20 protein-coding genes are annotated in these 20,330 nt (G+C 33.4%); 13 read left to right on the forward strand and 7 right to left on the reverse strand.

Annotated elements, in window-relative coordinates; all coding sequences use genetic code 11:
- The first annotated feature begins 57 nt into the window (after positions 1-57).
- From RT99_RS16545 to RT99_RS16560, 4 genes are read left to right on the forward strand one after another with little or no spacing between them, the layout of a single operon-like run.
- Entirely contained in the window at positions 58-519 is a 462-nt protein-coding gene (locus tag RT99_RS16545; protein ID WP_042565862.1) for a GNAT family N-acetyltransferase, read from the forward strand.
- 4 nt (positions 520-523) lie between these two features.
- Positions 524-1,216: a DNA repair protein RadC gene (radC, locus tag RT99_RS16550; RefSeq protein ID WP_042565863.1), complete on the forward strand. Its 693-nt coding sequence runs from the start codon at positions 524-526 to the stop codon at positions 1,214-1,216.
- Positions 1,217-1,219: 3 nt separating this feature from the next.
- A complete protein-coding gene (locus RT99_RS16555; RefSeq protein WP_042565864.1) occupies positions 1,220-1,906 on the forward strand; it encodes a YjjG family noncanonical pyrimidine nucleotidase in 687 nt (228 codons plus the stop codon).
- A 2-nt stretch (positions 1,907-1,908) separates the two neighbouring features.
- Entirely contained in the window at positions 1,909-2,649 is a 741-nt protein-coding gene (locus RT99_RS16560) for a hypothetical protein (protein WP_042565865.1), read from the forward strand.
- 15 nt (positions 2,650-2,664) lie between these two features.
- Here the strand turns inward: RT99_RS16560 and RT99_RS16565 are convergent, their stop codons facing one another.
- The gene (locus tag RT99_RS16565; RefSeq protein WP_042565866.1) at positions 2,665-3,942 is read right to left on the reverse strand and encodes a replication-associated recombination protein A; all 1,278 of its coding nucleotides are present in this window, start codon (positions 3,940-3,942) and stop codon (positions 2,665-2,667) included.
- A 142-nt stretch (positions 3,943-4,084) separates the two neighbouring features.
- Between RT99_RS16565 and RT99_RS16570 the strand changes: the two genes are divergently transcribed.
- Both RT99_RS16570 and RT99_RS16575 read left to right on the forward strand, forming a co-directional pair.
- Positions 4,085-4,849 (forward strand): rhomboid family intramembrane serine protease, encoded by a 765-nt coding sequence (locus tag RT99_RS16570; RefSeq protein ID WP_042565867.1) that lies wholly within the window; start codon positions 4,085-4,087, stop codon positions 4,847-4,849.
- Between the two features lie 68 nt (positions 4,850-4,917).
- Positions 4,918-5,427, forward strand: coding sequence for a hypothetical protein (locus tag RT99_RS16575; RefSeq protein WP_042565868.1), 510 nt, complete (start codon positions 4,918-4,920; stop codon positions 5,425-5,427).
- A gap of 2 nt (positions 5,428-5,429) precedes the next feature.
- Here the strand turns inward: RT99_RS16575 and RT99_RS16580 are convergent, their stop codons facing one another.
- From RT99_RS16580 to RT99_RS16605, 6 genes are all read right to left on the reverse strand, one after another.
- Positions 5,430-6,233, reverse strand: coding sequence for a DUF2490 domain-containing protein (locus RT99_RS16580; protein ID WP_042565869.1), 804 nt, complete (start codon positions 6,231-6,233; stop codon positions 5,430-5,432).
- 52 nt (positions 6,234-6,285) lie between these two features.
- On the reverse strand, positions 6,286-7,020 hold the full coding sequence (gene rlmB, locus RT99_RS16585; RefSeq protein WP_042565870.1) for a 23S rRNA (guanosine(2251)-2'-O)-methyltransferase RlmB: 735 nt from the start codon (positions 7,018-7,020) through the stop codon (positions 6,286-6,288).
- A gap of 86 nt (positions 7,021-7,106) precedes the next feature.
- A complete protein-coding gene (locus tag RT99_RS16590) occupies positions 7,107-8,309 on the reverse strand; it encodes a hypothetical protein (protein WP_042565871.1) in 1,203 nt (400 codons plus the stop codon).
- A gap of 17 nt (positions 8,310-8,326) precedes the next feature.
- Positions 8,327-9,784, reverse strand: a complete 1,458-nt coding sequence (locus RT99_RS16595) for a SusD/RagB family nutrient-binding outer membrane lipoprotein (RefSeq protein ID WP_042565872.1) — start codon at positions 9,782-9,784, stop codon at positions 8,327-8,329.
- A gap of 3 nt (positions 9,785-9,787) precedes the next feature.
- Positions 9,788-13,042 (reverse strand): SusC/RagA family TonB-linked outer membrane protein, encoded by a 3,255-nt coding sequence (locus tag RT99_RS16600; protein WP_042565873.1) that lies wholly within the window; start codon positions 13,040-13,042, stop codon positions 9,788-9,790.
- 84 nt (positions 13,043-13,126) lie between these two features.
- Positions 13,127-14,845 (reverse strand): membrane protein, encoded by a 1,719-nt coding sequence (locus tag RT99_RS16605; protein ID WP_042565874.1) that lies wholly within the window; start codon positions 14,843-14,845, stop codon positions 13,127-13,129.
- A 168-nt stretch (positions 14,846-15,013) separates the two neighbouring features.
- On the opposite strand from RT99_RS16605, the gene rpsL reads away from it, so the two are divergent.
- From rpsL to rplW, 7 genes are all read left to right on the forward strand, one after another.
- Positions 15,014-15,397, forward strand: a complete 384-nt coding sequence (gene rpsL, locus RT99_RS16610) for a 30S ribosomal protein S12 (RefSeq protein WP_007136570.1) — start codon at positions 15,014-15,016, stop codon at positions 15,395-15,397.
- Positions 15,398-15,419: 22 nt separating this feature from the next.
- The gene (gene rpsG / locus RT99_RS16615; protein WP_007803600.1) at positions 15,420-15,896 is read left to right on the forward strand and encodes a 30S ribosomal protein S7; all 477 of its coding nucleotides are present in this window, start codon (positions 15,420-15,422) and stop codon (positions 15,894-15,896) included.
- A gap of 10 nt (positions 15,897-15,906) precedes the next feature.
- Positions 15,907-18,063, forward strand: a complete 2,157-nt coding sequence (gene fusA / locus RT99_RS16620) for an elongation factor G (protein ID WP_042565875.1) — start codon at positions 15,907-15,909, stop codon at positions 18,061-18,063.
- 11 nt (positions 18,064-18,074) lie between these two features.
- Positions 18,075-18,380: a 30S ribosomal protein S10 gene (gene rpsJ / locus RT99_RS16625; protein WP_007803605.1), complete on the forward strand. Its 306-nt coding sequence runs from the start codon at positions 18,075-18,077 to the stop codon at positions 18,378-18,380.
- A 403-nt stretch (positions 18,381-18,783) separates the two neighbouring features.
- Entirely contained in the window at positions 18,784-19,401 is a 618-nt protein-coding gene (gene rplC, locus RT99_RS16630; protein WP_007803612.1) for a 50S ribosomal protein L3, read from the forward strand.
- Positions 19,401-20,030: a 50S ribosomal protein L4 gene (gene rplD, locus RT99_RS16635; RefSeq protein ID WP_042565876.1), complete on the forward strand. Its 630-nt coding sequence runs from the start codon at positions 19,401-19,403 to the stop codon at positions 20,028-20,030. Before rplC ends, rplD begins: the two co-directional genes overlap by 1 nt.
- Positions 20,031-20,037: 7 nt before the next feature.
- Entirely contained in the window at positions 20,038-20,328 is a 291-nt protein-coding gene (gene rplW, locus RT99_RS16640) for a 50S ribosomal protein L23 (protein WP_007803621.1), read from the forward strand.
- Positions 20,329-20,330: the final 2 nt, after the last annotated feature.

A 20,330-nucleotide genomic window follows, 5' to 3' on the forward strand; every position in this document is an offset into this window, starting at 1 on the left:
AACTTTATTGAGTGATTTTTCTTATTTTTTATATATTAGCCTTTTAAGATTTTATAAATGAATTCAACTATAAAAGTTGTAAAAACAACTAGCGAAAATCCTGATTTTTTATTTTTGATCGAAACATTCGATACTTTTTTGTGGGAACGTTATCCGGAATTAAAGAAGGAATATTGGGGAAATAATATAATTGAATTTAATTCCAATGTTTTTATTATTTATTTAGATGATGAGCCTGTCGCTTGTGGCTGTTTTAAGAAATATAATAAAAATGCAGTCGAATTAAAAAGAATGTTTGTTTCGCCCAAAGCCAGAGGTTTGGGGTTGGCGCAAATGATAATCGGAGAGTTAGAAGTTGAAGCGAAAAATCAAGGTTTTGAAATCATGATTTTAGAAACCTTATATAAACAGATTGAAGCTATTAATTTGTATCAAAAAGTAGGATTTGAGATAGTAGATAACTACGAGCCTTATGTAGGTTTAACGAATAGTATTTGCATGAGCAAATCCATAATTTAATCTTATGGAAGCAACTCATTTTCCAATTACAAATTGGTCAGAAGATGATCGTCCGCGTGAAAAATTGATGCTTAAAGGTAAAGAAGTTTTAAGTAATGCTGAATTAATTGCCATTTTGATTGGTTCAGGAAGCCGAAATGAATCTGCAGTTGCATTAAGCAAAAGGATTTTGGCAAGTGTAGACAATCTTAATATGTTGGGAAAAATGTCAATTTCTCAATTAATGAATTTTAAGGGAATAGGAGAGGCAAAAGCAATTACTATTGTTTCGGCTTTAGAATTAGGAAGGAGGCAAAGGAGTGAAGATGCGTTACAATTCAAAAATAAGATAACATCCAGTAAAGTCGTTTTTGAAATCATGCAGCCCATTATTGGTGAACTTCCTCATGAAGAATTTTGGGTGCTTTTTCTGAATAATTCGAATAAGGTAATTTCAAAATCGCAATTAAGCAAAGGAGGAATTACAGGAACTATTGTAGATGTACGATTGGTGTTTAAATTAGCACTTGAAAGTGGCGCTACAGGCCTGATTTTGTGCCATAATCATCCCTCTGGAAATCTTAATCCGAGTGATGCTGATAAAGAAATTACAATGAAATTAAAATTAGCAGGTGATAGTTTAGATGTTAAAGTTTTAGACCATTTGATTATTACTGAAACAAAATATTATAGTTTTGTAGATGAAGGAATCTTTTAAATTATGAATACGCATATAACTGACATTTTTTTTGATTTAGATCATACACTTTGGGATTTTGATAAGAATTCTGAATTAGCTTTTGATCGAATTTTTAAGGAGCGATTTCCAAATGTAAAAATCGCGGATTTTATCGAAAAGTATATGCCAATAAATCAGGCTTGCTGGAAATTGTATCAACATGATAAAATTACACATCAGGAATTACGTTATAATAGATTGAAATTTTCTTTTGATGCCTTAAATATTGAAATATTAGACGAAGATATAGATCAAATTGCAAATGATTATATTGAGACTCTTACAGATAACAATCATTTATTTGACGGAGCAATTGAAGTTTTGGAATATCTAAAACCTAAATACAAATTGCACATCATTACAAATGGTTTTGCAAATGTTCAGGATAAAAAAATCAATAATGCTTTATTATCAGGCTATTTCATGACAATTACAAATTCTGAATTAGCTGGTGTTAAAAAGCCAAATAGTATTATCTTTGATTATGCAGTTAATGTAGCTCAGGCTTCAAAAGAAAATTGTATTATGATTGGTGACTGTCTGGATGCAGATGTTAACGGAGCACTAAATGCGGGGCTCGATGCTATTTTTTTTAATGATAAAAAAATAGAAGCTCCCCAAAATATTAAACAAATAAATCATTTATTAGAACTAAAAAAATATTTATAACTATGAAAATTAAATTTTTGCTGGTTACTCTTTTAATTTCTGTTGTTGGATTCTCACAATCAGTTAACGATTATAAAGCTGTAATTGTGCCATTGAAATATGATTTCCTTAGAACAGAAAATCAATATAGATTGTCAACAATGACTAAGTCTAATTTGCTTAAAGCCGGTTTTCCTGCTTATTATACAAACGAGGATGTTCCTGCTGAATATGGTGATCGCTGTCAGCTTTTATATATTGATGTAAAAAAAGACAATGGTTTTTTAGTAACAAAGCTTTACTTAGAATTTAAAGATTGTTACGGAAAAGTAATTTATACTTCTGAAATTGGGAAAAGCAAGGAAAAAGAATATGAGGTAGCTTACAAAGAAAGTCTTGATCAGGCTTTTTTATCTGTAAATAAATTACATTATAAATATAGCGGTAAAACAATTACAAGTTCTTCTAAAGGGACTCCTGCGGTAGCTTCGGTTCCAGTGGAAACTGTTGCTGTTGCAACAACGCCTGTAGCAGATACTTCTGATCCGAATTTGCTTTACGCACAACCAACAGAAAATGGTTATCAATTAATTGATAAAACACCAAAAGTGGTTATGAAGCTGCTAAAAACATCCAGACCAGATTCTTTTATTGCTATAAAAGATGGGGTGCAGGGAACATTAAATGCAAAAGATAATCAATGGTATTTTGAGTTTTATCAAAATGACAAATTAGTTTCTGAAAAAATATCAGTTAAGTTTTAAAATATAAAATTTGGTTTAATAACCATATTTATCTTTCCAGCGGTTCTTTAAAAATTCGCGGTTGCTATTCTCTCTTGAATTGCTTCCCGGATTGTAAAGAACCGTTTCTTTTATAGCATCTGGCAAAAATTCCTGTTCGGCAAAATTGTTGGCATAATCATGTGAATATTTATAATCTTCACCATATCCTAATTCTTTCATTAATTTTGTTGGAGCGTTTCGCAAGTGAATCGGAACAGGTAAATCTCCGGTTTGTTTTACTAACTGTTGTGCATTACCGATTGCCATGTATGAAGCATTACTTTTTGGAGAAGTTGCTAGGTAAATTGCGCATTGACTTAATATAATTCGGCTTTCAGGATATCCAATAGTAGAAACTGCCTGAAAAGTATTATTCGCCATTATAAAAGCGGTCGGATTTGCGTTTCCAATATCTTCACTGGATAAAATGAGCATTCTTCTGGCGATAAATTTAACATCCTCGCCACCTTCAATCATTCGTGCTAACCAATATACTGCTCCGTTTGGGTCGCTTCCGCGAATTGATTTTATAAATGCAGAAACAATGTCATAGTGCTGTTCTCCGGTTTTGTCATACAAAACGGTATTTTGCTGAACCAATTCAAAAACACGATCATTTGTTATAATAATTTCTTCACTTGCAGCTGCATTAACTACAAGCTCGAAGATATTTAATAGTTTACGACCGTCACCACCAGAAAGACGAAGAAGGGCTTCGGTTTCTTTTAAAATGATGTTTTTTGAGGCTAATTCTACATCTGCTTTCATGGCACGATGCAATAGTGCTTCTAAGTCTTGTTTTGTAAAAGCATTTAGAATATAAACCTGACAACGTGATAATAATGCGGGAATTACTTCAAAACTTGGATTTTCTGTGGTAGCACCAATAAGAGTTATCCAGCCTTTTTCGACTGCTGCCAAAAGTGAATCTTGTTGAGATTTGCTAAATCTGTGAATCTCATCGATAAATAAAATAGGGTTCTTAGCAGTAAATAGTCCACCGCTTTGTTTTGCTTTTTCGATTACATCGCGAATGTCTTTTACGCCAGAATTTATTGCGCTCAAAATATAAAACGGACGTTTTGATTCCTGAGCGATAATTTGTGCTAAAGTCGTTTTTCCTGTCCCAGGTGGTCCCCAAAATATTAAAGAGGGAATAATTCCTTTTGAAATTTGCTGCGTCAATGATCCGTTTGGTCCAACCAAATGACTCTGACTAATATAATCTTCTAATTTCTGTGGGCGAATACGCTCTGCTAAAGGTGCTTCCATTTTGTAAAATTACTATTTTCAATTTAAATTTTATAGTTTTAAAGGGTTACAAATCATAACAAAGGCTAGCTGACAAATTATCAGTAAATTGTATTTGGATAGTTTTTTGATGTTACAGCTTAAAACCAATTGTTTGATATATATGAAAGACAATCATTTTAACTTTTCTACTGCCGTTGTTGGATTGCCTGTTTTGTTTGTGCTTTTCTTATGGATTATTTATTGGATTCAGATTAGGTTTGATTTTGATTTTTATCAGTATGGAATTTATCCTCGTGATGTTTTAGGTTTACAAGGCATTTTGTTTAGTCCTTTTATCCATGAAAACTTAGGCCATTTATATAATAACTCAATTCCGCTTTTTGTATTACTTGCAGCTTTGCAATTTTTTTATCCAAAACAATCTTTTCCGGTAATTGCTTATGGGATTTTGTTTTCAGGTTTAATTACCTGGATTATTGGCCGAACCAATTATCATATTGGCGCCAGCGGATTAATTTATGTTTTGGTCACTTTTATTTTTTTTAAAGGAATTCAAACAAAATATTACAGATTAGTTGCTCTTTCTTTTGCAGTAGTATTGCTTTATGGCGGAATGATTTGGTATGTTTTCCCGGATGTTGATGCGTCTATTTCATGGGAAGGACACTTGGCTGGTTTTATTACAGGATTTGTGCTAACATTATTTTATAAAGCCCCCGAATATACAAAGCCGATTGTTTATGATTGGCAAAAACCAGATTTTAACCCGGAAGATGATCCTTTCATGAAGCATTTTGATGAAAATGGAAATTTTGTTAATACTGAAAAGATTGAAGAAGAATCTGAAATTATTTCTACCTATTTTAATTCAGATGTTTTAGTTAACTATACTGTAACTAGAACAGAATCAGATGATAAAAATTAAATAGAAATGTCTGGTTTAAATTAAATGATTATTTTTGTTCAGATGATTTTAATTTTATTTGCCAGATTATGAAAAAGATAAATTTTGCAATAGTTTTTTTAGTCGTTCTGATTAGTACAAAAATGATTGCGCAATGCGATGTAAAAAATAGGGTATTGGCTGATGGAACAATGTTGTATTATTTTGAACCTTCAGTATTTTACTTTACTAAATCAAAATCATTAAAAATTAATATCGTAACTGATAAAGAACATTATTTTATTGCTTTGCAACCAACACCTTTTCCTCCTAAGAAAGAAGGTAAAAAAATTAAAAAAGATTTAATTATTCATCTGGCAGATAATAAACCGTACAAGGTTGCGCATTATGATACGCAATACAGGGAAAATGACTCAATAATGCAGGTTCTGTATTTGATAGATGACAAAGATATAGAGGCTTTTTCTAAGCTGGAGGCCTTGGTGGCAGAAATTAATATGGAAGGAACAGAATTTGTGAGAAGCTATAAATTTAAATTACATAAGAATGCTATAATAGAACAATTGAATTGCTTCCTTAAGAAAGAAGGGGAGAAGTAGCGCTAATCTTCATTTGAATTGGATTCGTTTTTATGTAATAATTTTTTATTTAGCTTTTTAAAAAGATTATTAAAAGTAAGTGTTAGTGATGCTGCATTTACAATCTGATTTTCATCATCTCTCGGAAGATAATCATTTGCATACGCCAATTCTATTTGTATATCATCTGTAAATAAATATCCCGCACCTAAAATCAGTCTGTTACGATCAAAAAAACTAAGACCTGTAACTTTAGTTCCGGATTTAAAGAATAACTCATCAGAAGCAACAGCATAAATAACACCTTCCCGAAGAATCTTACTATTGATGGGTTGAATGTATTTTATCTGTTGGCGGTATCTGAGGACATTTTCATAATCGTCATCTCCATTTTTCATATGACGAAGTTCTATTCTCATTCTCGTGCTTAGCGTATATCCTGTTTTGTGGAAATAGTATATTCCTTGTAGAGCAAATCTCCATTCAGGAGATTTAAATTGCCCTATTTCCGGTACATCTTTGTTATCGTAATAAGCCAAAAATGTTGAAAGTTTCCAACGTGGAGACAGATAATAGTGTCCCCATCCTCTAAAAGATCGTTGAATGTTATTTTGAAAGATATTGGATGATGTTTCTGTACTGCTATATGAGCTTCCTAAATTTATTTCAGTAGACCATTTGTTATTTATAGTTCTGTTGAATTGAATTTCATTCCACGACTGGCCATAAGTTTTTGTTTGAGAGTAACCAATGCTCATGATCAAAAATGTTGCAATAGTGCAGCAAAGTTTTTTTATTGATATGTTCTGAGCAGATTTGGAAGACATCAAGTAATAGTTTTTAAATATTTATTTTGGCATCTTAAATTCTAAATCAATTTTAACTTCTTTGACGTACAGTTTCGTATAAAAATGCTCCACAAGCAACTGATACATTTAGTGATCCAATTGTGCCAAACATTGGCAGCTTTGCTTTTTCATCAACAATTTTTAATACAGAAGGATTTATACCTCTGTCTTCTGATCCCATAATAATTGCTAATGGCTCATTCAAAGATAAATCATAGATGTTTTGATCTGTTTTTTCAGTGGCTGCTATAGTTTTGATTCCGGAACCTTGTAAATAGAATATGGCATCTTTAATATGTTCAACTTTACAAATCGGAACATTGAAAACCGCACCCGCAGAGGTTTTAACTGTGTCTCCGTTTACAGGAGCAGAACCTGCTTTTTGAACAATGATTCCATTTACACCAGTACATTCAGCAGTTCTGATGATAGCACCGAAATTACGCGCATCAGAAATTTGATCTAATATTAAAAACAATGGTTTTGCACCAGATTCGATAGTCGATTCCACAAGATGCTCTAAATCAATAAAACCTATTGGTGAGATTGTTGCAACAGCCCCTTGATGGTTATTTGGAGTTAACCTGTTTAATTTTTCTACAGGAACATAGGAGAAATTAATGTTAGCGCGTTTCATCACTTTCATTAAATCTTTCATTAATTCGCCAGAAATTTCTTTTTGGATGAATACTTTGTCTACTTCTTTTCCTGCCTGAATTGCTTCTATAATGGCTCTGATTCCAAATATTTGATGTTCTTTTTCCATGAAGCAAATATAGGTATAATGTTTATATAAAAAAAAACCACCAGCATGTGCTGGTGGTTTTATATTTAAGTTGTAGTAAAACAATATTAGATAGGATCTTCTACTGATAATACTCCTTCTTTATAAGAGAATGATAATTTTTGACTTGTGGTTCCTTGAACTTTGTCAGTAATATGCAAGATACCAGTGTATTCTACATCATCTCTAGTGATTTTGTAAATAACTACGTCACCAAATACTAAATTAGTTAAAGATGAAACTTTAGCACCTGCATTATATGCTGCTTCAGCAGTGAATAAATCAGCTGTTTCATAATCTAAAGTAGTTTTTACGAAAGTAATATCGCTTACTGCTTCGAAACCAAATGAGCTTACAAATTTAATATCAGCTGTACTATCAGCTCCGTCACCATTTAATCCAGTTGAGAAATTAAATCTGCTTGTAGCATCCGCATTAGAAACAGCACCAGCATGATCTCCATCAAAAGTTTGATTAACAAAAGTAACTGTAGTAGATATAACATCAGTTTGAGTTCCTGCAGTTACAGTAAATCTATAAGTTATTTTATCACCAACAGCTATTCCACCATATGTAGAGTAAGGTATTGCTGCAATATCAAGATCTTGGTGAGTAATTGGCAAGGTTCCAGGTAATGCAGAAAAAGCACCATCATTTTTAGACCATTCACCTACTATACTGGTAACAGTTGTAGTTCCTTTTTTTACTGGTGCAAAAGTAATAATTACTGGTGTTGGATCTAAGTATTTTATTGTTGATACACCGCTTGTTGCATTAGTTACAGGATCACCATCAGCATTATAAATTTGCCAAACAATTCCTTTTGCAACTGTAAGAGTAAATGTTGCTCTTGTTGTTGAACCATCAGAATATGTTGTTAATATTGCTAAAGGGAAAGCGCCTGTTTTACCAGTTAAAGTAGTTGTAGTTCCTGAAGTTACAGGAAATACATCAAAACTTCCTAATGTAGAAGTGTTAAATGTTGCTTTTCCATCTGCAATAGTTGCATCTGAAACTTTGTCACCAAATATGATTGGATCTGAAGTTGTTTTAGCAGCATTTTTGTAGATTTCAACTTTAGTTGCAGTTACACCTTCTTTTGTAAAAACGTTAAAAGGTAAATTGTAATTGTTGTCTAAGCGGCTAATGCTTGACGTTGTTGGTACTACATTACCTCCCACAGATGTGTAATCTATATCATCATCTGATGAACAAGATGCGAAAGCCGCAATTAATGCGAATGTAGCAATTTGTTTTATATATCTTTTCATATTTATTTTATTAAGTATTAGTTTTTATCCCAGAAGATTTTGGTAGTAACTGCATTGTTACCCAATTTAGCAACAGCAGCTTCTAAACTAGCAGCATTAAGCGTTTGCTCTCTGTTAGGATATGAGTAGCGTTTTGGAACTGAAGTGATATCACCATAAGTTACAGCTGGTACTTGCAAAGCTGGATAATCCAATCTTCTGTAATTAGTCCATGCTTCAAAACCTCTATTGAAGAAAGAAATCCAAGATTGTTCTCCAATTTTTTGTTTCCAAGGAGTAGCTGCAGAATAAGCCACATCAGTTCTTGCTAAGTAAGCCGCAATATCAGCAGATGCGACACCCCAGTCTTGTAATGAAGCTGTTACAGCTCTATTGTAATGAATTTCTGCAGTTTCGCCTACAGCGATACCTCTTTCAACAGCCTCAGCTAATAAAAACTCAACTTCTGAATAAGTAAATAATACTCCAGGGTAAGTTGGATCTTGTATTGTAGTAGTAAGGTGAGAGAAGTTATCATAAACATTTAGTGCACCATAAACTCCACCTTTATAAGCGCCTGAACCAGCAGGGTACTCTGTGAAATACTTAGGTCTTCTAGGGTCATTAAGTGCATTTAATCTGTTTACAAATGTATCTGCAGGTAAAAAGTCATAACGTCCAGATGCAACTAAATCAACATATAATGGGTTAGCATTTGGTTGAGTTTCGGCATAAGTCATGTAAGTTCCTTGTGCGCTAGAAGAGATTACTCCATCAGCAACAGCAGCCAAAGCCTCAGTAGAAGCATATGCATGATCAACATCATCCATGTTAATTGCCATTCTTAAACGTAATGAATTAGCAAATTTTGCCCATAATGACACATCTCCTTTGTAAATTAAATCAGCATTCCCAAAGCTACCAGCATCTGTATCTAATGCATGTGATGCAGCAGTTAATTTTACAATAAGATCTTTGTAAATTGTTTGAGCATCATCGTATTTAGGTTGTGGAAAAGCAACAATATCTAAAGCTTCAGTATATGGAACGTCTCCAAAAGTATCAACTAAAACACCATATGAATAGGCAGTTAAGATATCAATGATCGCAATTTTATTGTTAATTACAGCTAACTCATCTGCTGTAGCGCCAGCTTGCTGATCAACTAAAATGTTTTTTGCTTCTTTAAAATCTCTTAATACATCACGGTAATATGTAGTCCAGTGAGTATCTGGAATAGTACGTCCTGTAAGGTCGTATTGACTTTCTTGAGGGTACTGAACTTCCGTCCATTGTTGAGCAAATAATCTAAAAACATTAAAGTTAACAGAGGTACTTGTTACCTGGTCTACCATTGCATGTTCTGCATTGGTAAATAAGTAATTAGCTTCGGTATAAGTTGGACGTTTAGTGTCCGTGTTTAATCCTGTAATGTCATCACTGCATGATGCAAACAAAGATAAAAGCGGTATTAGTATAAGAAGTCTATTTTTCATAGCTTAGAATTTTATTGTTAAGTTGCAACCAATGTTTCTAGTGGTTGGTAAAGATCCGATAGATAAACCTGAAGATCCAATGTTAGATCCCAATCCACTTTCCGGGTCAGCTTCTGGAAGATCTTTGTCGATTATCCATAAGTTAGATCCAACTAGTGAGATTTTTGCATCAACTAATTTTATTTTTTGTACTAATGAAGATGGTAAAGTATAAGTAATTTGTACTTCTCTTAATTTGATAAAACCAGCATCATAAACGTATTGGCTTCTTGGACCGTTAGAATATGCATTAGTAATAGCACCACCTGTAGAATAAGCAGTTCTAGTAGTGTTTGGAGTTCCATCAGCGTAAACACCTGGAAGAATTACACCACCACCATTAACTAAAGTATTTCTTTTAGGAAGACCTAAATCGTTGTTACCTACAGTAGACTCAGATAAACCTGTTCCTACACCGTACCATTGATCTGTAGAGAAAATATCTCCTCCTTTTTTCATGTCAATTAAGAAACTGAAAGAAAGACTTTTGTATGTGAATTTATTACGAAGACCACCTATCCAATCAGGGTTAATATCTCCAATAATGTTGTTTGTAGATGTATTGATTACATATCTTCCTGTTGCTGGGTTGATCACTTTTTGACCATCAGCAGTGTAAGTGTAATCTGTTCCTTTTAAGATTCCAAAAGGTTGTCCAACTACAGCATTTAATGTTACACCTCCAGGGTATGAACCACCAACTTGTAAGTTAGATACACCATCAGCTAATGCTGTTACAGTATTGTCATTTTTAGACCAGTTTACAGTAATATCCCAAGCAAAGTTATTTGTTTTGATTGGAGTAGCATTAAATTGAACCTCGATACCTTTGTTTTCAATTGTAGCAGCATTTACGTAACGAGTTGAGTTACCAGTAGCTGTAGAATAAGGTACAGGAATAGCCTCACCATCATTCACGTTTTTGTATAAACTCACGTCAAATCCAACTCTTTTGTTTAAGAATTGCATCTCAAGACCAATCTCTTGTGTTTTAGTTTTAATTGGCTCTAAGTCTGGATTGTTTTTTGTAATGTTTACAGAGTATTGTTGTTGTCCATTGAAAGAGTTGATTTTTTCATATGTATCAACTAAAGCCAATGTTGGAGTTCCAAGTGGGCTTTCAGAGTAACCTCCTCTTAATTTACCAAATGTTAACCAGCTAGCATTAATGTTTTTAGTGAAAACCCAGCTACCTGAAACAGAGTTACTGAATAATGAGTTGTTTCCTTCTGGTAATTGAGAGAAAGCATCTCTTCTTGATGTAGCATCAACGAAAAATTGATCCATAAATCCAACAGAAGCAGAAACGAAGTAACTGTTTACTCCAGTTTTAGTTTCTCTTTCATAAGGGTAAGGGCTTGCAGAAACTGAATTGTCTAAGCTGTAAAGTCCTGGTATGATAAGTCCACCTTCAGTTGAAGCAGTAATTTGATTGAAATAGTTTCTTCTTACAGTTCCACCGGCAACTCCAGTTAAGTTCCAGTTTTCACCGAAGTTCTTTTTGAAGTTCAATAACAAATCATAGTTTTGCTCAGAGTAGTTACCATTATAACGTTGGTAACCTGAAGTTTCATTAAATGCGTTGATACCGAAAGTTTTAGCAACTGAACCAACAGCTAATCTTTCTTCACGAATTTCAGAATATGAATCTGTAGAGATTTTTGCAGTTGCAGAAACCCATTCAGCAATTTTATAAGTAAAGTTAGCATAACCTACGAAACGGTTTCTGCTATCATTTTGATAGTTTTTGTAACGGTCAAAATAAGGGTTGTTCCAGTATGCAGGGAAACCATTAGAAGCAGAAAGTCTGTTCCATGTAATGTTTTGTCCACCTGAAGCATTGTAGGCTTGCTCTAATTGTTTCAAGTCTACGTTTGTTTGCCACCATTGACGGAAACCAGATACTAAGTTGTCGCTATATCCAGTCATGTTTCTACCTGTAGTAGCCTGATTAGAGAAGTTAGCAAAAGTACTAAGAGATAATCTGTCAGTAAATTGGTGATTTAATTTTAAACTGAAGTTGTTTTTCTTTAATTCACTATTTGGTAAAATACCTGTTTGATTAGTATTTGAATAGTTGAAAACTAAATTAGTTTTTTCGTTAGCATCTTCAAATGAGATACTGTTTACTAATGATAAAGAATTTTTAAAGAATGCGTTTGGATCGTTTTTAGCGCCTGTCCATGGAGTTGCTTTACCGTAGTTATTGTTTCCAGGATAGTTTGAAAAAGCATCCCATTGGTAAACGTTTAAGCTTGGATCAAAAGCGTCTCCTACAGAAGCATCGTCTCCCATAGCAACTACAGTTTCAGGAATACCGTCTCCGTCTAAATCTTGCTGTCCGAAAGAACCTCCGTAACCACCACCATATTGTTTTTGGTATTTAACGAAAGTATCTTTGTCTGGTGAACCAGAAACTACTTCAGAAGAAACAGTGATTCCAAGACCTTTTTTAGCTCTACCTTTTTTAGTAGTAATCATTAATACCCCGTTACCAGCTAAGTATCCGTATAATGCAGATGCAGCAGCACCTTTCAATACGTTCACACTTTCGATATCTTCTGGGTTAATATCCATACCATTATTTCCGTAGTCATAACCTTGAGCTCCTCTAGATTGAGCTGTAGTACCGTCATTAGTATTGTTTGCATTGTTAATTGGCATACCATCAATAACGATAAGCATCTCATTACTTTGGTTGATAGCTTTAACACCACGAGAGATAGCACTTGTAGATCCACCAAAGTTGGTGTTTCTTCTAACGTTAACACCCGCAACTTTACCAGAAAGCTCATTTAAGAAGTTTCCACTTGAAGTTCCAGATTTTAAATCCCCACCTTTTAATTCCTGAGTTGCATAACCAAGAGATTTTTTCTCTCTTTTAACACCTAAAGCTGTTGTTACTACAACACCTTCAAGTTCTTGTGCATCTCCTGCTAATTTTACATTAACGCTTGATGAACTTGCAGCTACTTCTTGAGTTTTCATCCCGATGTAGCTAAATACCAAAATTTGGCTTGTTGATGCTTTGATAGAATATTTACCATCAAAATCAGTTTGCGTTCCGGATTTTGTTCCTTTCACTAATACACTTACACCTGGCAAAGGCATACCTGCATTATCAGTAACAATTCCTGAAACAGCTCTTTCTTGCGCAAAAGTTAGTTGCGCCACTAGTACTAATAAAAGCACTAAGAATCCATTGAACTTTAGTTTCATTTTTAAATATTTTGAATTAGTATCGCAAAACTCTTAATAATTTGTTAACTTTCCTAATAAATAAAAATCTTTTTTTGTTAAACATTAAAATTTAACATTATAACATATGTTTATGATAGTGTTATATAATTGTAGTTCACTTGCGTTTTCTGCTCCATTTGTAAGAGTAATTTTTAATAAACCATTTGCCGTTTGTATTCCGGTTCCAATTCCAATTCCTATTAATTTTTTTACTTTATTTTGATTTGTATTAGTTGTGAGGTCTTGATATAGACCATAATCAATAATAGAATTAACATATAGACTTTTTGAGGGAATATATCTGTATTCTGTAAGAATTAAAGCGTTGAAATTTGCTTGCAAACTATTTTCTAAAAAACCTCGAATTGAATTCATTCCTCCAAAACGAAATAATTCGTTTGAAATGTAATTTTTACTGTTAAGATAAAAATTTTGTGAATTTATGTTAATGAAATTCTTTTCGTTTAGTTCAAAATTGTATGATAAGTTTATGTTTGTGTAAAATTGTTTGCTTGATTCAGCGGTTTCCGGATTGTTGTTTGTGTCTCTTTTTCCATATCCAAAAATGAGATTTAGAACTGCTTTTTTGGGAAATAAGTTGTTAGTTATGTCTGTTTTTTTATAATCGAAAGAAGTAGTGATATATGAATTTTTATAGTCGCTAATTGTCGTGTTGTTTGTGTTTTGAATATCGCTTGATTCTGTTGATTGATAGCCAACATATATTCTGGAATTGTAATTTATAAAGTATCCTAAATCAATAGCAGTTTTTGTATTTTGAAAAGTACTGTCTTGCTTAAAGATGTTTAATTGAGCTTTGATTCCAAGTGAAGAATTAAATATGTATGGGATTTCTAATTTTGTATTGAATGTTTTTTGTTGGTTGCCATCACTTTTCCAGTACAATGAGAACTCTTCTCCTGAATGAAGTATGTTTTGTAAAGTAATATCAACATAACCATTGAGATTTAGCTTTTTGTTTTCGTCATTCGAAAAACCGATATAGCCATCAAATGTGTTTGCTTTTCTTTTTTGAATATATGCGTAGATTTTGGTTGAGTCCTGAGTGAATAGAATTTCAGGATATTTTGTCTGAGTTATGAATTCAAAATTATTTATTTCATTGTAAAGTTCTTTTACCGTTTCCTGATTAAAAGTCCTGTTGATGTATTTTTTATTAAGTTGTTTTAGATGACCTTTGGGAAAAATATCCTTACCTGTGTTATTTGCATAATTTAGAATAATGGAATTTAGTTCGCGTTTTTTTTCGGATTTAAAATTTAAGTCAGCATAAATTATTAAATTCTTTCTTCGAATATTTTCAAGATTAATTTTTGTTAGTGCATAACCGGCTTTTTCTGCATCATTTATTTTTTGATTGAGGTAGTTTTCTACTTCTTCGTAAGGAAGAATTATGGTGTCGTTTCCTGTTTTTTGAAAATTAAAAAACGAATTATTTATACCTATATATATATGCATCTCTTTTATTCGTTTTTTTAGTTCAATAATTGAGGTGTAAGAGCTGTCATTTATGTTTTTGGTTTCTAGTGTTTTATTGTCAAGAAAACCTTTTTTCGCGAGCTTTTCTGAGGTGTTTTTTATCTCGTTTAATAAGGATTTTAAATTTGGATGTTTTGCAGAATAGTTTAATGAATCTATAATTTTATTTTCAACTGTATTTGTGCCGTTTATTTTTAAATTAAAGTTTTGTGCATAACCTGAGATGCTTATAAGGCAAAAAATAAATATTTGGAATAACTGTTTCAAGGGCAATTGTTTCATTTATTAAAAGTATTGCAAATATCTATTATTTGTTTGTAAAAGTTTAAGCTTAAATAATGTTATTGAAAATTAATGAATTAACGTTTGTATAGTGAAAATTATTTTATACATTTGCAACCCCGTAAAAAGCGGGAATTTAATATACATAATAAATTTTTAGTATTAATTATGCCAACAATTCAACAATTAGTAAGAACAGGAAGAACTCAGATAACTAAGAAGAGTAAATCGGTTGCTTTAGATTCTTGTCCTCAAAGAAGAGGGGTTTGTACGCGTGTTTACACTACTACACCAAAAAAACCAAACTCTGCAATGCGTAAAGTTGCGCGTGTACGTTTGACAAATGGTAATGAGGTAAATGCTTACATCCCTGGAGAAGGACACAATTTACAAGAGCACTCGATAGTATTAGTTAGAGGCGGAAGGGTAAAAGATTTACCAGGTGTTAGATATCATATCGTTCGTGGAGCGCTTGACACGTCAGGAGTTGCAGGAAGAACGCAAAGAAGATCTAAGTACGGTGCTAAACGCCCAAAAGAAGCAAAAAAGTAATTTAAACTTTTAAGAAAAAGACATGAGAAAAAGAGCGGCAAAGAAAAGACCACTTTTACCAGATCCGAGGTTTAACGACCAATTGGTAACACGTTTTGTGAATAACTTAATGTGGGACGGTAAGAAATCTACAGCTTTCAAAGTATTTTATGATGCAATTGACATCATTGAGTCTAAAAAGCAAGATTCAGAAAAATCTTCATTAGAAATTTGGAAAGATGCTTTAACAAACGTTATGCCTCACGTAGAAGTACGTAGTCGTAGAGTAGGTGGAGCTACATTTCAAATTCCAATGCAAATTAGACCAGACAGAAAAATTTCTATGGCAATGAAGTGGTTGATACTTTATTCTAGAAGAAGAAATGAAAAATCTATGGCACAACGTTTAGCGTCAGAATGTTTAGCTGCTGCTAAAGAAGAAGGTGCTGCGGTTAAGAAAAGAATGGATACTCACAAGATGGCAGAGGCTAATAAAGCTTTCTCTCACTTTAGATTTTAATTCGTAAGAAATGGCTAGAGATTTAAAATATACAAGAAATATCGGAATTGCTGCTCATATTGATGCTGGTAAAACAACAACAACTGAGCGTATTCTTTTTTATACTGGAAAGTCACATAAAATTGGTGAAGTACATGATGGTGCTGCAACAATGGACTGGATGGCACAAGAGCAAGAAAGAGGTATTACAATTACTTCTGCTGCTACAACTTGTGAGTGGAATTTTCCAACTGAGCAAGGTAAAATTTTACCAAACTCATTGCCTTATCATTTTAATATTATTGATACTCCTGGACACGTTGATTTTACTGTAGAGGTAAATCGTTCTTTGCGTGTTCTTGATGGATTGGTTTTCTTGTTTAGTGCTGTTGATGGTGTTGAGCCACAATCAGAAACTAACTGGAGACTTGCAGATCAATATAGAGTTCCACGTATGGGATTCGTTAATAAAATGGACCGTCAAGGATCTAACTTTTTGGCAGTTTGTCAACAAGTTCGTGATATGTTAAAGTCAAATGCTGTTGCGATCACTTTGCCAATTGGTGAAGAAAATGATTTTAAAGGTGTTGTGGATTTAGTAAAAAACCAAGCTATCATTTGGCATGATGCAACTCAAGGGGCGACTTTTGATATTGTTGAAATTCCTGCTGATATGGTTGCTGAAGTTAAAGAGTACAGAGATATTCTTATTGAAGCAGTTGCTGACTATGATGAAAACTTGCTTGATAAGTATATGGAGAATCCAGATTCTATCACGGAGGAAGAAATCAACAACGCTCTTAGAGCTGCAACTATGGACATGGCTATCATTCCTATGATTGCTGGTTCTTCTTTTAAAAACAAAGGAGTTCAATTCATGTTGGATGCGGTATGTAAATACTTGCCTTCTCCGATGGATAAAGAAGGTATCGAAGGTATTCATCCTGATGATGCTGAATTGTTAGAAGAAGATCAAACTAAAATCTTGCGTAAGCCAGATGTAAAAGAGCCATTTGCTGCTTTGGCATTTAAAATTGCTACTGACCCATTCGTAGGTCGTTTAGCTTTCTTCCGTGCTTATTCTGGTCGTTTAGATGCAGGTTCTTATGTTTTGAACACGCGTTCAGGAAATAAAGAAAGAATTTCTCGTATTTACCAAATGCACGCTAACAAACAAAATCCAATCGAATATATTGAGGCTGGAGATATTGGAGCTGCTGTTGGATTTAAAGATATTAAAACTGGAGATACATTGTGTGATGAAAAACACCCAATCATTCTTGAGTCTATGAAATTCCCTGCGCCGGTAATTGGTATTGCAATTGAGCCTAAAACTAAAGCTGACGTTGATAAAATGGGTATGGCTTTGGCTAAATTAGCTGAAGAAGATCCAACATTTACTGTTAGAACGGATGAGGCTTCAGGGCAAACTATTATCTCTGGTATGGGTGAGCTTCACTTAGATATCTTGGTAGATCGTATGAAACGTGAATTTAAAGTTGAAGTTAACCAAGGTGAGCCTCAAGTTGAATATAAAGAAGCGTTTACAAGAACTGCTACACATAGAGAAACTTATAAGAAACAATCAGGAGGTCGTGGTAAATTCGGTGATATCGTATTTACACTTGAGCCAGCTGACGAAGTTGATGGTAAGGTTCCTGTAGGATTGCAGTTTATTAATGCAGTAAAAGGTGGTAACGTTCCTAAGGAATATATCCCTTCTGTAGAAAAAGGTTTCCGTGAAGCTATGAAAACTGGTCCATTGGCAGGTTATCAAGTGGATAGTTTAAAAGTAACTTTGACGGATGGATCTTTCCACCCTGTCGATTCTGATGCTCTTTCTTTTGAATTAGCTGCTAGAATGGGTTATAGAGAAGTGGCTAAAGCTGCTGGTGCGATTATTTTGGAGCCAATCATGAAAATGGAGGTTATTACTCCTGAAGAAAACATGGGAGATATCGTAGGTGATATCAACCGTCGTAGAGGTCAGGTTAATGATATGGGTGACAGAAACGGTGCTAAGACTATTAAAGCTGATGTGCCTTTATCAGAAATGTTTGGATATGTAACAACATTAAGAACATTGTCTTCTGGTAGAGCAACTTCAACAATGGAGTTTTCTCACTATGCAGAAACACCTTCTAATATTTCAGAAGCTGTAATTAAAAAAGCAAAAGGTAACGCTTAATTCTTAAGAAAATGAGTCAAAAAATCAGAATAAAACTAAAATCTTACGATCACATGTTGGTAGATAAGTCTGCTGAAAAGATCGTAAAAACAGTAAAAACTACTGGAGCAGTTGTAACAGGTCCAATTCCGTTGCCAACTCACAAAAAACTTTTCACTGTGTTACGTTCTCCGCACGTTAACAAAAAAGCGAGAGAGCAATTTGAAGTAATGTCATACAAGAGATTGATTGATATTTATTCATCTTCATCTAAAACTATTGATGCATTAATGAAGCTTGAATTGCCAAGTGGAGTTGAAGTAGAAATAAAAGTATAATTTTTTTATTATATTTTACATAAAAAAAGCGAGACAGAAATGTCTCGCTTTTTTTGTGGACAAAAGTTTTCATGGTTAATTTTTTCGAGATATTTATTTTGGTGAATTATTTCTGTTTTTGTTGAAATGTCTTGAATTTAGGGTGTTGCCGATGTTTTTTCTTTAGTTGATTAAGTAATTATTAAGCTAAATGTTGTTGTGGGTTAAAAAGATAAAATTTGTTTTTTAAATGAAATAAAATATAGGTGACGGACAGATTGATGCTTTGATTTTGATTATGAGCTATTTAATTTTTATAACCGTTTGGTATATTCAATTTTAATGTATACTTTTGCACTCCCTGTTTGGAAATTTCTGTTATTTCCAAATTGAAGGGAATTTTAGTAATTAATAATTAATATTTATGTCTGGGTTAATTGGTAAAAAAATCGGCATGACTAGTATTTTCGACGAAAACGGGAAAAACATTCCTTGTACAGTAATCGAGGCTGGGCCGTGTGTTGTTACCCAAGTCAGAACCAAAGGTGTTGACGGGTACGAAGCGTTGCAACTTGGTTTCGATGACAAAAACGAGAAACATTCCACTAAAGCGGCTTTAGGTCACTTTAAAAAAGCTGGAACTGTTGCTAAGAAAAAAGTCGTTGAATTTCAAGATTTTGCAACTGAACAAAAATTAGGAGATCTTATTGATGTTTCTATTTTTGCTGAAGGAGAATTTGTAGATGTACAAGGTGTATCTAAAGGTAAGGGTTTTCAAGGGGTTGTTAAACGTCACGGATTTGGTGGTGTTGGACAAGCAACTCACGGTCAACACAACCGTTTAAGAGCGCCAGGTTCTGTGGGAGCTTCTTCTTATCCATCTAGAGTATTCAAAGGAATGCGTATGGCTGGAAGAATGGGAGGAGACAATGTAAAAGTTCAAAACCTTAGAGTTTTAAAAGTAGTTGCTGAAAAGAATCTACTTGTTATTAAAGGATGTGTTCCTGGACATAAAAACTCTTATGTAATCATTCAGAAGTAATGGAAGTAAAAGTATTAGATTTCAACGGAAAAGATACTGGAAGAAAAGTTCAACTTTCTGATTCAGTATTCGCAATTGAACCAAACAATCACGCTGTATATCTTGATGTTAAGCAATATCTTGCTAATCAAAGACAAGGAACTCACAAAGCTAAAGAAAGAGCTGAAGTGACTGGAAGTACACGTAAGATTAAAAAACAAAAAGGAACTGGTACAGCTCGTGCGGGAAGTATCAAAAATCCATTGTTTAAAGGTGGTGGAACAATTTTCGGACCAAGACCAAGAAGTTATTCATTCAAATTGAATAAAAGCTTGAAAAGATTGGCAAGAAAATCAGCTTTCTCAATCAAAGCAAAAGAGTCAAATATTATCGTTCTTGAGGACTTTAGTTTTGAAACTCCAAACACTAAAAATTTCATTAACGTTTTGAAAGCTTTAGGGTTAGATAACAAAAAATCTCTATTTGTGTTGGGAGAGTCAAATAAAAATGTATATTTGTCGTCACGCAATTTAAAGGCTTCTAATGTCGTAACTAGCTCAGAATTAAGCACTTACGCTATTTTAAACACTAATAATTTAGTGCTTTTAGAAGGTTCTTTGGAGTTAATCGAAGAAAATTTAAGTAAATAATAGGAATATGAGCATCATAATTAGACCTATAGTAACGGAAAAAGTAACCAAAGAAAGTGAAGTTTTAAACCGCTTCGGATTCGTTGTTGACAAAAAAGCAAACAAAGTTCAAATTAAGAAAGCTATTGAAGCTGCTTATGGAGTAACTATCGTTTCAGTTAACACGATGAACGTAAGACCGGATAGAACTACAAAATACACTAAAAGTGGTTTAATCAGTGGAAAGACAAATGCAATTAAAAAAGCGATTGTTCAAGTACAAGAAGGAGAAACAATTGATTTTTACAACAATATCTAAGA

Origin of the sequence: Flavobacterium sp. MEB061 (assembly GCF_000834715.1) — a bacterium.
GTDB classification, from domain to species: Bacteria; Bacteroidota; Bacteroidia; order Flavobacteriales; family Flavobacteriaceae; genus Flavobacterium; species Flavobacterium pectinovorum.